This is a genomic window from Methanobrevibacter smithii ATCC 35061, from assembly GCF_000016525.1.
Taxonomy (GTDB): Archaea; Methanobacteriota; Methanobacteria; order Methanobacteriales; family Methanobacteriaceae; genus Methanocatella; species Methanocatella smithii.
Window position 1 is genome coordinate 951586 of the sequence record NC_009515.1, and the last position, 14328, is coordinate 965913.

Consider the following 14328-nt stretch of genomic DNA (forward strand, 5'->3'; position numbering starts at 1 on the left):
ATAATCACCTCATATTAAATGTTTACTTACTAAAAAGTCATGTGCTACATCTGAAGGGTCTTTTCCTTCAATATCAACTTCATAATTCATATGTTTCATATCTTCAGTTGAAATATTTCCAGTCAAATAATCAAGTGCATCAGCTACTTCAGGATGATCTATTAAAGTTTGCTGATTTATTACTGTTCCTGCATAATAAGAAGGATAGAAATCCTTATCGTCTTCCAGAACTACAATATTGGAGTTTTCCAAGCGCCCATCTGTTGTATAAACATCAATCACGTCAACCTGACCCTGTTTAACTGCATCATATTTAATGCTTACATCCAAATCCATTGTATCTTTAAAGTTCATCCCATAATCATCACAGATTGCATCATAACCGTCTTCACGTGCAAAAAAATCAGATTCTGCTCCAAATGACAATTGGTTAGAAACTTTAGCCAAATCAGAGTAAGTCTTTAAATTATATTTATCTGCAACTTCTTTTGTAACTCCGATTCCATAAGTATCTTCAAAACCGTACTTATTATACCAGGTCATATTGTAGTTATCTTCATAATATGAATTTAAATCATCAAACTGTGTTTCATCATAAGTGCTGTTTTTATGCAAAATACTTAACCAGGCTACTCCAGTATATTCAGGATACAAATCAAAATCCCCAGATTCCATACCCCTGTGAATTGTACCTGATCCACCAGCTACTCCAGAAGTAAGTTCCACATTTAAATCTGTGTGTGCTTCAATAACCTGTTTTAAAAGTTCTCCTGTAATGTATTCTTCAGTATATGATTTGCTTGCAATATGAATTGTATTTGCAGGGTTTTGCTCATATGCAACATATCCCCCAATAAGAATACAAACAATAATTATGCAAGCCCATACTTTCTTATTTTTAAAATATTTTAAGAATTTTGGCCTTTTTGCACCTGGAGCAGATATTTTTTCAAAGTATCCCAATATCAAATCAATACATATTGCTAAAACAGAAATCAGTACACTTCCTGCAACAATCAAAGGCATATTATTTGTAGTAATACCCCTGTAAATAGCTACCCCCAAACCTCCGGCACCAATAAATGATGCAATACCTGCTAAAGCAATTGTCATAACTGCCATATTACGAATTGCAGACATAATATGAGGTAAAGCCAATGGCAATTTAATTTTTAATAAAATTTGCAAATCAGTACTGCCCATTCCCTTTGCAGCTTCAATAATCCTGTCATCAATAGTTCGAATTCCAGTGTAAGTATTCCTAACCATAGGCAGCAAACCATAAATGGTTAAAGCTATAACTGCACTGGTATTGCCCACTCCGGAAACTGGAATTAAAAACCCGAATAATGCTATTGATGGAATTGTATAAATAAGATTAACAATTGCCAAAACCCATTTATTTTTCGGATACTCACTTATAAAAATACCCAAACCCAATCCAATAATTATTGCAAAAACAACAGAAATTAAAGAAATTTCCAAATGCTGAATCATTAAATCCGTAAAAAAATCACTTTGATTAACAATTAATGACCATGTTTCAGATAACATTTATTTCACCCATAATTTTCCACAATATAATCACAATTGAATAAATAGTTATTTATTTCATTATATAATTTCAAGGATTATAAAAGAAATATTGAAAATTAAATAATATTCAACAAAATTATATTATAATAATACAATGACTATAAAAATTAACAAATTAAATATGATTATTCATGTTACAATTATGACAAGGAAGTAAATAAATGTTACGATTAGCTGAAACTTACTTAAAAATATTAAATAGTTTAAAAAACATAATTTTTAAAGATGAAAATAAAAGGAAATCTGCAACTTAAATACAAAAATTCAAAGACTGCTAAAACTGTTTATGAATCTTTAGAAGTTGACAATATTGGATTTTTAGAATCAAAGTTGAAAAATAACACAATTGAATATGAATTAGACAATGATTCACTTGAAACTTTTTTATCAACAGCTGACGATTTAATAGCATCTGAAATTGTTGTAGAAAAAATTCTTGAAACAACAAAAAAAGAATGAAAAAACCATTCACCTATTTAAAAACTCAATTTATATTAGCCTATTAAACATTTTAACTATATAATAGGAACTTTTATATAAATAAAAAATATAAATATATTTTATAAATAATTTCTTGATTTATTAAATAAATACAAATTAGAGAGTGTATATTTATGGAATGTTACTATCATCCAAACAAAGAAGGTGTTAATACCTGTGCCATCTGCGGAAAATCTGTATGTGAAGAATGCAGTTTGGAAATTGCTGGCAAAATGTATTGTAAAGAATGTTTGGAAAAAATTGTAGGAATCGGATTAAATAATAAAACTGATGAAAAAAAAGAAACACAGAATACAGCTAGCGAAGAAATTACAGAAAGACCTGAACCTGTAAGGCTTGGTAAAAAAGAAGAACCAAACATATACCAAGAACCTCAAGATATTTATGAGGAATCTATTTACCAATCTCCAAAAGAAGAAAAAGCTATTTTTGCCAGTGATTTAAGTAGCAATTTAGACCAGAACAATGAAAGTATTTATGCAAGTGATTTGCAAAAAGAATCACAAGTTTATAACAATTCACCACAACAGGATTATTATCCTGAAGAAGAGGTTAGCAAAGCTATTGCAGAGGATTCCCCATACAATATAAAAGGAATGGATTATTCTAAAGAAATTAATGAAACACCAAAATCATACTTTAAAAAAGAAAGCGCACCTTATTTAGAACCGTCCAATAATATAAATCAAGATCAAAGTATAGGTCAAAATATTGTTGAAAATCAACAGCAAACATTGAGACAGCAACCACAAAGTGCTCAAAATGAATTTGACTACTATTCACAGGAACAGATAGCACCGCAGCAACAAGGACCTCAGGATTACATTTATCCAGATCATACTTACGAACCTGAAGAAACAAGTGCAAGAAAAGCTTTAGAAGAAAAATACGAAAGATATTTGGATGATTTATACTTTGATGAAACAGAAGTTCCTTTAGAAGAACAATTAGCTAAAGATGAAGCAGAATACGGTTCATTAACTAAAAAACCATATGTTCCTCCAACATCCCAACCAATAGAAGAATATACACCGCAAACAATGGAAGAACCTGCTTATGCTCCTCAGCAAATTGGAGAACAAACACACATCCCACAGGCTAATGAAGAAATGTATGGACAACAACAAAGTTACTACCAACAAGAACCCCAAATAAGGCAACCACGTAGAAGTTATGAAGAAGAACAGGAATTAGACAGACAAATACGTGAACAATTAAATATCCGTAGAGAACAGCCAAAAAAATCCAAAAAACCTATTCATAACATCAGATACGAAGATGAAAAAGAGTCTTTTGGAATTGTGGATATTATATTAACTATTATACTGATAATAGCTATAATAATCGTATTATTCTACATTGTATACCTGTTATTCTTAACTAGCAGCTACCCTACATTTTTAGATGCTATATTTGGTCTTCAAGACCCTGGAGAATTAATAGGTAATTTAATGAAATAATTCAATTTCATTATTTACTTTTTTTCTAAATTTTTCTAAAACTTCACTGTTTTTATAATCCAACACTCTAATTTTTGCAGGATAATTTTCAATATATTCTGAAATTACCTTTTTAGAAATAGGAACTTCTAAAATGCTTAGTATTCTTTCACTGAAATGTGTTGAAAAACCTCTTCCAATGACTTTTTGAACTTCATCAACATTATCAAAAGGAGCATTATTGAAAATAGTGTTGGCCAATCTTTCATTAAACATGTTTAAACTAGCTAAAGTGTCAAAATCAAAAGTATTTGCAGTATTTAAAATAGCTTCCTCATCTCTGACATTATAAATTAGATTATCATTAGCTATTTCATGTTTCAAAACTTCAATTGTTTTGTCAGGCATCATATCCTTAACTTTATCAAAGTTATTTTCAACAATAGACTGCCTAATCAGAGTTCCGCTTACACCTTCAATCCGTTTTACAAAAATGAACTTGTTTTCATAATCAAAGTTGATTTTACTTAAAGAATTTGAAAAAGAAGCTATAACATAATTATCCTCTTCAAGTTTGTCTCTCAGAAGAACTTCATTAACTGTTTTATCAATTATTTTATAAGGTTTTGGAGCTACCCAATGGCCTTTAGATATTCTATCCATTATTAAATCAAAATTTGGAACTTCTTTATAACCTCTCGGAATATAATCCGTGTTTAAAGCTTTAAACATCTTGGCCAATGACAGAGAATACTGGCCGGAGCCCATAATTCCCATAGGCGGACCTTCAACAACAATATCTGCACCTACTGAAATGGCTATTTTTGCCCTAATTTCACGTGGAAGTATATATGGAATACCTCTCCCACTTCGCTCAAAGAGCCCAGGCACAATAGCTACAAATAATGCATCAGGAACTTGTGACTTTGCAACTTTCATGCAATGAAAATGACCATTATGTAAAGGATTATACTCAGTAAAGTCAGCAACCAATTTCGTTTCAGAATTGTTGTCCAAAGTTTCGGAAGTTATATTCAAATCATTGAAAAATAATTCCTCATCACGCCTAAGAATATCTTCAGTTAATGACATGATTTATAATATGAAAGTTAAATTAAAAAAATTTTATGATTTATAATTTTAAAAAAAAAGAAAGAAAAATGAGATTTAATTAAATCCCCTTTAAGCTATTTTTATAGTGTTTCCCACTTGGAAACTGTTCCAATATGAAGTAATAATATATTGTCCAGCCATTAACCTTATATTCAATGATGCAATACCATCTTTATCAGTTACTTTGTGATAGAATACACCATTTACATTAAATGATACATTCTGATTAGCTAATGGATTGCCTTGACCGTCTAATGCTTGAGCAGTAAAACTGCTGCCGTCAAGGTATTTCATAGAGAGATCACTTGTTACTAAAGTCGGCAATACATTTACATTATTACCCATAGCCAAATCATCAACAATAGTAGTAATAATGTAATTTCCAGGTCTTAAAGCAATACCTAAACTAGCTACACCATTTTCATCAGTAGTTTTGTGATAGAATACACCGTTAATATTGAAAGTTACATTTTTATTGATAGCTAAAGTTCCATCTTTATTGTAGATAGTTGCTTCAAATCTTGATGCATTCATATAATATTTAGTTAAATCATTAGCTGCAATTAAAGATTTGACAGTTACATCAAATCCTTTTTCTTCACCAGTTATATCATTATAAGCAGTTAAAATATAAGCTCCAGGCCTCAACCTAATACCTAATTTAGCAATACCCTCAGCATCAGTAGTTTTAGTGTAGAACACCCCATTGATGTTGAATTTAACTGAAGTATTAGCTAATGCTTTTCCGGTTTTATCCAAGAATTTTGCAACAAACTCAGTGCCGTCCTTATACATTAAAACAGTATCATTAGCTAAAATAGTTGGATTGACAGTTACAGTAATGTTTTTAGAGAGCTTATCATAAATATCTGAACCATTATAAGAAACAGTTGCATTATATATTTTTGATACTAAATTAATGCCTAAAGAAGCAGTTCCATTAGCATCAGTAGTTTTCTTATATGTTTGACCGTTAATTGTAAAGTATAATGTTGCATTAGCTATAGGATTGCCTTTAATATCAGTTAAAATAGCTGCCATTCTTGTTCCATCACGATAGAACATTACAACATCAGAAATATTTAAATTAACTTTCATTGGATTAACAGCTAAATTAAATACATTATTTGAAACTTCATAAGTTTTATCTCCTGAATATGTAACATTTACTTTATAATCACCAGCAATTAAAGAGTTGATTTTTACACTAGCTACTCCATCAGTTACATTTGCTTTGTATGAATCTTTTCCAACAGTAACATTGACAACACCAGTTGCATCTTCAGGTAAAATTATAACAAGAGTTGAATTTTCACCGGCGACAACATCAGTAGTGTTTAAAGTTACATTATAATCAGAAATTTTGCCAATTGAAAAAGTTTTAGTAATGTTGGTTGCATTATATTTAGCATTGCCATTATAAATTACAGTAACCTCATAATCTCCAACACCTAAAACTCCCAAATCATAAACAATAGTTTGTGAAGCGTTGAAATTAATAGTTTCAGATTTTCCATTAAACTTAATAGTTACATTACCATTAGCATCAAATGGTAAAACATCAATTTTGATTGTAGCATTTTTATTTATGATAGCAGATATATCTGCATTGATTGAAGCACCAGCAGGAGTGTTGTTTTCTATTATTGTATCGTTGCTTTTTGAAGTAACCGCACCATTTCCATAATAGTCTTTAGAAATAATATAATTGTTAGTTATGGATGTATTGGTACCTGTAGTACCTGCAACAGATACTGCATAATTTTTACCGGAAATAATCACATTATTGTCTACAGTAATATTTTTTGCATTTGCAGCAAGTTGAATTCCATCTCCAACAGCATCAATTGTGTTATTTTCAATTATACCATATCCTTTTTTAAGTGAAATACCAATATTAGATACATTTATAGAGTTGCCTTTAACAACTATACCCCCACCAACAACATTAGTGGACACATCAATTCCTGTTTTAATATTAACAAAAGTGTTATTAATTATAACTACTTCCCCAACATCTGCCACAGCATTAACACCTACAAATGCATTAGATATGACATTACCTATAAAAGTATTCTGACCAACGAGTTTATTCTGCTTGGAATTGCCCTGCAACTTAATTGCATAACACCCCGCAGAACTTATACCAGTAGTTCCATTTATGATGTTGTTTTTAAATATGTTGAATTCACTAATACCAGCTACACTATAAGTATTGAAACCCATTCCTATAAAAATAACATTTGAAGCTTTAGAATATATTTTATTATCAGTCATATTATTATAACTTGATGAAACAATCTGTATTGGAGTTTTACCTGAAGATTGAGAAATGGTATTGTTCCTGATATTACAATAAGAAGCATTCATCATATAAATCGCCCCGTTAATTGCTGGAACAGAAGCTGCTGATGAATGAATATAAGAATTAATAACGGTTATATCTTTAGCATGCTGAATTAAAATAGGTACTAATTGTATAGCATCATTATTACTCCATTTGCCAACATTATTGTCAATAGTTAACCCATTTACAACAGAACCTTCACTTCCAGGAACAAAATTAAACCCTACATTTTTCAAGGTAATATTATCTCCCGCAGGCATGATAGTTAAATTTTTATTTATTACAAAATATTTATCAGACACATTATCAATTTTTAAAATATCTCCATTATTAAAAGGAGCCTCTTCTAATGCATCACCAGTTTCATTATCAAAATAATTTCCATAATTGTCATTTGTTATTGTGTATTCCTTTGCATTATTTGTATAAATAGGATTATCAATAATAACTGAATCAACAGGCACATCATTTACATCAATATTTGCATTGAAAGTGCTGTTAACATCATCTGCAGCACTTACTGCACCCATTGAAACAATAAACATCAAACATAAAAATATTAAATACTTAAAATTCATTAATATGTTTCCTCCATTTTATAATCTAATCAAAAATATTTGTAAATAATTAAAATATTTTTGATATATAATATATGGAAAATTAAAATATTTAAATGTTATATTTTTTAAAAAAAAAACAGGATAATTAAACAAAAATACAATATTCAAACTAGATTATATTTAAATAGCCCCATAAAAAAACAAAAAATTAAAAATAAGAGGTGAAAAACCTCAAAAATTATCTTTTATTATATCCGATAGCCAATAATGCAAATATAACTACAATAACCAAAACAATCCAAATCAGATAATTATCATCAGCAATATCTTTAGAAACATTGGATTTTTCAAGTTCATGAACTTCAGGTGAAGAAGAATCACTACTCAAACCGGATGAACTATCACCCACATTTGATTCAGATTCACTAAGGCTATTCTTAGCAGAATAATGTGATTTATCTAAACTATCACCAACATCGGAATCTCCACTGGAATCTGTAGAATTACTTTTAATATCATCTCTTGAATCATCAGTATTATCAGCAACATCAGAACCTGAACTGGTTGTGTTTTTATTAGTATCTACATTATTTGGATCTTTAACAGAATTTTTACCTTTGACATACTCATCCCATAAATTCTTAACAAAATCAAATATTTTATCTAAAAATGAGGTGCTGTCCCCAGTATATTCTTCATTAGCTGAACCATCAAAATTTTTAGAATTATAGAAGTAGCTATAATCCATTATATCGCCAGTAAAATCTTTAATCTGATTTTTAGTAAAATTCATATATTGGGTTTTGTAGTATGTTTCATTAGCTAAAATTATTAAACCATCATTATTTTCAATGATATTATGTTCAATATTAATTTTTGAAGCTCTTGACTCAAATATTGCACCGTCATTAAGGGAATTGTTTGCAAAATAATTATGATTAACTTCAACATTACCTAAAGGACCATCAACATCAGTTATACCATCAATATAATAAAATCCTCCAAACAATGAAGAAATAATTCCATTACCATGAGCAACAGTATTTTCAATGAATGCATTACCTGCAATTGTAATATTATCTCTTACCTTAATATAAATAACAGGGCCAAAACTGTCTTCAGTACCTATTTTTCTAAAAACATTTCCGGAAATATCTGTGAAATGAGAGTTTATATCAATATACCCCTTACGGGAGCTGTTATCTGAACCTCCACCATAGAAATAATTATTTTTAATATTAATATGTCTTCCAGTGTAAGTACTAATAGCATAATTTGAATTTATAAATACATTTGAAGTTATATCCACATTATTTATATGTTCTACAAAAACAGACTTCTTGGAATTGTTAAACACATTATTGCTAATAGTTAAATTGGCAGTTTTATCCTCACCAAATGAATTGAGATAATGAATTCCATTGGAATTTTCAAAATAATTATAAGAAATTGTATTATTTACACCTCCATCAATTAAAATTTCATATACTTCCCAGTAATCAGGATTTTCAAAATAACCTTTATCAGTAGCATTTTCATCCCTATAAAAAGTATTGCCTGCAATAAAAGTATTATTTCCATCCATCTTTATGGACTGTGCAAGAGATCTTGCATTATTATTAATAAAAGTATTGTTTAATATAATGCATCTTTCACCATTGTCAATATTTATAGGCGGGCAGGCTGCAGAATTATTTGAAAAGGTGTTGTTAATTATAATTACTTTATTATATGCTGCAATAGCACTGGCTATACCTTTATTGCTTAAGTATACTTTTTTAGTAACATATGAAGACAACATGGAATATATTTCATTAGAATCAAATTCATTATTTAAAAAAGCTGAAATATCTGCATTTGAGTAAACAGCCCCACCATATTTATCAGATAAATCCACATGTTTATTCATGCTGTCAGTATATCCATAAATATAATTTCCATTAAATTTAGAATTTTTAACTATTAAATTGTTTCCGGAATTATAAATAGCTCCACCATACATTTTTCCGTTTTTATACCAGTTAGTATTAAACAGATGATTTTTAACAAAAGAACAGTTGTCAACAGTTAAATTATTAGCATAATTAGCTATTGCTCCTCCCTGTAAAATACCATTTTTAATTTTTGCATAATTTCCAATGAAAGTTGAATCATGAATAGTTAAATCATCCTGAAGATTATATATAGCTCCACCACTAACTGAAGCAATATTAAATTCAAAAGTACAATTATTTAAAATCATTGTTCCATTATTATAAATAGCTCCCCCAAAAGTTGCTTTATTATTCACAAAAGTACAATTATTTAATACCAAAACACCGTTATTGTAAATAGCTCCACCTTTTACTCCATTGGCATTAGTCAGATTCAGATTAGATAAAGTTAACTTTGCATTTGAAGAAACATTGAAAATAACATTATTATTTTCCGCTGAAATAGTGGAATGATCCTTAGCAGCAATTGAAACATCATGATCAATCAAAATAGTTTCACCAACAACATAATCAGACCCATCCAATAAAACATCATCATTTAAAGTCATATTATTCAAAGAATCGGCAGCAGAAACTGAATTGACACATAAAACCAGTAACAATCCTAAAAACAAAATCTTTAATTTAAAATTCAATTCTTTTCACCTCCATTTAAATTCAATATAGTCAATAAAAATTAAAGAAAAATTGACTATTAATTAAAGTATTACAATATACAATATTTAAAACTTTTTAATAAAATATAAACAACTAAAAAGATATTAACTTAAAAAACCAAAACTAAAGTTAACAGAGGGATAAAAAATGGACACCATAATAGAAAACTGTAAGCTAATCAATAAAACAGGAAATTTCAATGTTGGAATTAAAAATGGAAAAATAGCCAAAATATCAAAAATACCATTTGAAGGCGGTAAAAAAATTGACATTAAAGGAAATTTACTTCTCCCAGGTTTTATTGACCCCCATGTTCATTTTAGAGACCCCGGACTAACACAAAAAGAAGATTTCAAAACCGGCAGTGAAAGTGCGGCTAATGGAGGATTTACAACAGTTATAGACATGCCAAATACCATCCCTAAAACAAACACCTACGATGCACTAAAAGAAAAAATAGCTATAGCTGATGAAAAAAGCATTGTAAATTACGAGCTTCAGGCAGGATGGAACACTTTAGAAGAAATGGAAAAAATAATCAGCTTAAACCCAATAGCTTTTAAAGTGTTTATGGATCTGGAAGATAATGAAACTTTAGAGCAAATATTTAAAGATTTGGGAACTTTAAAAGAAAGCACCCCATATAACGGTCTTGTAGCAGTACATTGTGAAAATAAAGCCATCATAAATGAAGAAACCAATAAATTAAAACAAAAAGAAGAAAATATCCCTCTTGACTACAGCTATGCCAGACCTGCAAAAGCAGAAGATGAATCTGTAAAACAGGCTATTGAATTAGCCCGTAAAAATAATTTAAACTTGCATATTTGTCATTTAAGCTCTAAAAAATCTCTAAATTTAGCCAGAAAAAATAATGTAAGCTATGAATTTACACCACATCATTTACTGTTAGACAACAGTGCATACAATACTTACGGCACTATGATAAAAACGAATCCTCCATTAAGAGAAGCTAAATATAAAATAAACATAAGCGATATTGATGAAAACACAATTATCGGAACTGATCATGCACCACATACATTAGAAGATAAAAATCAGGGAGTATGGAGTTCTTCACCGGGAATTCCTGCATTGGAAACTGTAGTTCCACTCTTATTGACACAGGTAAACCGAGGAAATCTTGACTTGAAACTGATTCCAAAAATATTATCCAAAAATGCTGCTAAACTTTACAATTTAAAAAATAAAGGATCAATAGCTATCGGAAAAGATGCTGATTTTACAGTTATTGATTTGAAAAAAGAAGGTAAAATCAATATTGAAAATTTCAAAACAAAAGCACAGTATTCACCATTTGACGGTCAGGAATATGCTGGAGAAGCAGTAATGACTATAATAAATGGTAAAATAGTAGCAAATAAATTATAACTAATTTTTAAAAAAAAAGAAAAATGATGAAAAGGTGTAATACACCTATACATCATATAAAGCGTGTTTAGGACATGCATCAATACATTGACCACATAAGGTACAGAATCCCATAATTGGGAATTTTTCATTACCTGTTGCATGGAGCATATTATATGGACATGCTTCGATACAGTCACCACATTCGTTACATTTGTATGGGTTAAATTCTATTCTGTCTCTGGTTACAGTTTCGCCATCAATAACTTTTTCTATTGAACCAACAGATAAAGCATCATTTGAACAAACTGCAGCACATGCTCCACATCTAATACAGCTTGCAAAAGATGGTTCAGCATCTGTTTCTTCTAATGCAGGACATAACATACCAGTTTTGGTTACTACACGAATTGCTTCAGTAGGACATTTATTAGCACATGCACCAACAAAGTCACATTTTTCAGCATCATAGCCTAATCCTTCAGTATCTGCAGGAACTCCTTCAGCCCATTCAACATCCATACTTAATGCATCAGTAGGACAGAGTTTTACACATAATTGACATGCAGCACATGCATCTGGAATTAAAACTGACAAGTTTGCAGAATTAGCTTTGATAAAGTCTCCAGGACATGCTTCAACACAAGTATTACATCCGATACATTTAGATAATTCTAAATCGAAAGCATTAATGGTTTTAGCACGTTTTGCAGGTTTTTTCTCAGCAATGAATACTGCATTCCAAGGACAAGTTTGTGAACATAAACCACATTTAATACAAACATCATCAGCTATTGAAATGGTTCCTCCAATTTCATCAAGAGTAATTGCACTAACAGGACATGGATCTACACAGGTTCCACAACCTACACAATCATTAATGTAAATAGATCCTTTACCGTCAAGGTCAATAACTTCACCTTTAGGTTCTACAATACCTGGAATACCAATTACATCAACAGGACAGATGTCTACACATTTTTGACACATTACACAGAAACCTTCAACTTCCATTAAATCGTTTCCAGTGAGTTTAATAGTGTCTTGTGGACAAGCTTCTTCACATTTACCACAGGAATTACATAAAGTAGAATTGAATACTAACCTTATTTGCTCTTCAGCACCTTCTGCAATAGAATATGTTTCTACTTTTAATGCGCCTTCAGGACAAACATCAGCACATTTTGGTTCTCCTCCACAAGTATCACAGTGAATAATGGAAGTAGGTGTTACATCAATAGCTGAGGTTGGGCAGGTACCTTCACAAGCACCGCACCTAATACAGCCATCTTCATTAAATACTATCATTATTAAAACCCCTCAATTAGAATTTTTTAATGATGTTTCCTTCACTGTCTACAATATCTACTTCAGCTAATCTCATTTGGCTATCCATAGTGTGAGTTGCACAGGATAAACATGGGTCATATGCTCTGATAACCATTTCCATTAAGTTGAATATTTTATCGTCTACTTCTACACCAGGTTTGATGTAATCTTTAGCTACTTGTTGAATACCCATTTCCATAGCTGGGTTGTTTTGGATAGTAGCTACAACAATGTTAGCTTCAGTTACTAAACCATTGTCATCACATGCGTAGTTGTGTATTAAAGTACCACGAGCAGCTTCTACAATACCTGCACCTTCACCAGCAGTTCTTTCTAATTCTTCTGGGAATTTTGGACCAGATAAATCTTGGTCTAATGCATCAGCAGCACATTCAGCAGATGCTAATAATTCAATAAGTCTTGCCCAGTGGAATAATAATGGTGCTTGTGCATATCCAAATTTGTCATGGAATTCTTCAAATGCCGCTTGTGCAAGAGGTGCTGCATCTGGCATTTTATCAGCAACGTTAATCCTGGATAATGGTGCTACTCTGTAAATACCTTCTGGGTATCCTAATTCTTTAATGTAAGGGAATTTTAACCAAGAGTAAGGTTTTACATGTTCAGCAACAACATCTTTGTATTCTAAGTTTTTGTATTCAGTGTAGATACTACCATCAACATCTTTTATTCTTACGTCACCGTTGTAAACATCCCATACACCGTCATTTACAAGACCACAGTGTCTGGTGTCACCAAAGTAACCTAAAGAATTGACTAAGTCTATTTTTTCTTCGAAAATAGGTTTAGCTAAGTCGAGAGTAGCTTGTGCTAATTCTACGTTTCTTTGAGCTCTTTGTAATAAATCTTTTTGAGTTTCATCATCTAATTCAGTTGAAATACCTCCAGGAGTAGAGGAAATTGGGTGAATTGGACGACCACCGATTTTTCTTACAATTTCTAAACCATTTCTTCTGAGTTCAATTGCTTGAAGTGCAATTTCAGGTTGATCTTTAATAATTTGGAAAACATTTCTGGTTTTTCTGGTTCCGTCAGGGATGATTAAATCAGGAGCAGCTAAGAAGTAGAAATGAAGTGCGTGGGAGTGCATGAATGAACCCCAGTTCATAATTTCTCTCATTTTATATGCTGTTGGTAAGATTTTTTCATCTTCGAAACCGAAAATTTGGTCAACTGCTTTTGCAGCTGCTAAGTGGTGTTGAACATCACAAATACCACAAATTCTTGGTACAATCCTAGCTAATTCTTCAACTGGACGACCTTGTAAGAATTTTTCGAAACCTCTGAATTCCATAACATGTAATCTTGTATCGACTACATTTCCATCATCATCGAGCTGTACAGTAATTTTAGCGTGACCTTCAATACGTGTTACAGGCTCCATAGTAAGTTTTACCATA

The 14328-nt window shown here is 30.7% G+C and carries 9 protein-coding genes; 3 read left to right on the forward strand and 6 right to left on the reverse strand.

The genetic code is table 11. The annotated features are described in order from the left end of the window. Nucleotides 1-9: 9 nt before the first annotated feature. Nucleotides 10-1554 carry an ABC transporter permease/substrate-binding protein gene (locus MSM_RS04990; protein ID WP_011954217.1) on the reverse strand — a complete coding sequence of 515 codons (1545 nt, stop codon included), beginning with the start codon at nucleotides 1552-1554 and terminating at the stop codon, nucleotides 10-12. A gap of 267 nt (nucleotides 1555-1821) precedes the next feature. Here MSM_RS04990 and MSM_RS04995 point away from each other — a divergent pair, with 267 nt between their 5' ends. Further along, on the forward strand, nucleotides 1822-2055 hold the full coding sequence (locus MSM_RS04995; RefSeq protein WP_004035768.1) for a KEOPS complex subunit Pcc1: 234 nt from the start codon (nucleotides 1822-1824) through the stop codon (nucleotides 2053-2055). 155 nt (nucleotides 2056-2210) lie between these two features. Further along, entirely contained in the window at nucleotides 2211-3557 is a 1347-nt protein-coding gene (locus MSM_RS05000) for an LIM domain-containing protein (protein ID WP_011954218.1), read from the forward strand. On the opposite strand, the gene MSM_RS05005 is transcribed toward MSM_RS05000, so the two are convergent. The 3 genes from MSM_RS05005 to MSM_RS05015 all read right to left on the reverse strand — a co-directional run bounded on the left by MSM_RS05005 (nucleotide 3546) and on the right by MSM_RS05015 (nucleotide 10185). After that, a complete protein-coding gene (locus tag MSM_RS05005) occupies nucleotides 3546-4628 on the reverse strand; it encodes a nucleotidyltransferase family protein (RefSeq protein ID WP_011954219.1) in 1083 nt (360 codons plus the stop codon). The two genes, MSM_RS05000 and MSM_RS05005, sit on opposite strands and share 12 nt — an antisense overlap. A 90-nt stretch (nucleotides 4629-4718) precedes the next feature. Next, nucleotides 4719-7574, reverse strand: coding sequence for a right-handed parallel beta-helix repeat-containing protein (locus MSM_RS05010; RefSeq protein ID WP_011954220.1), 2856 nt, complete (start codon nucleotides 7572-7574; stop codon nucleotides 4719-4721). 220 nt (nucleotides 7575-7794) lie between these two features. After that, on the reverse strand, nucleotides 7795-10185 hold the full coding sequence (locus MSM_RS05015; protein ID WP_011954221.1) for a right-handed parallel beta-helix repeat-containing protein: 2391 nt from the start codon (nucleotides 10183-10185) through the stop codon (nucleotides 7795-7797). A gap of 169 nt (nucleotides 10186-10354) precedes the next feature. Between MSM_RS05015 and pyrC the strand changes: the two genes are divergently transcribed. Then, nucleotides 10355-11599 carry a dihydroorotase gene (gene pyrC, locus MSM_RS05020; RefSeq protein ID WP_011954222.1) on the forward strand — a complete coding sequence of 415 codons (1245 nt, stop codon included), beginning with the start codon at nucleotides 10355-10357 and terminating at the stop codon, nucleotides 11597-11599. Nucleotides 11600-11644: 45 nt separating this feature from the next. Here pyrC and MSM_RS05025 read toward each other — a convergent pair whose 3' ends face one another. Beyond that, the gene (locus MSM_RS05025) at nucleotides 11645-12886 is read right to left on the reverse strand and encodes a 4Fe-4S binding protein (RefSeq protein WP_011954223.1); all 1242 of its coding nucleotides are present in this window, start codon (nucleotides 12884-12886) and stop codon (nucleotides 11645-11647) included. 16 nt (nucleotides 12887-12902) lie between these two features. Next, a complete protein-coding gene (locus tag MSM_RS05030; RefSeq protein ID WP_011954224.1) occupies nucleotides 12903-14327 on the reverse strand; it encodes a Ni/Fe hydrogenase subunit alpha in 1425 nt (474 codons plus the stop codon). Between the last annotated feature and the right edge of the window lies 1 nt (nucleotide 14328).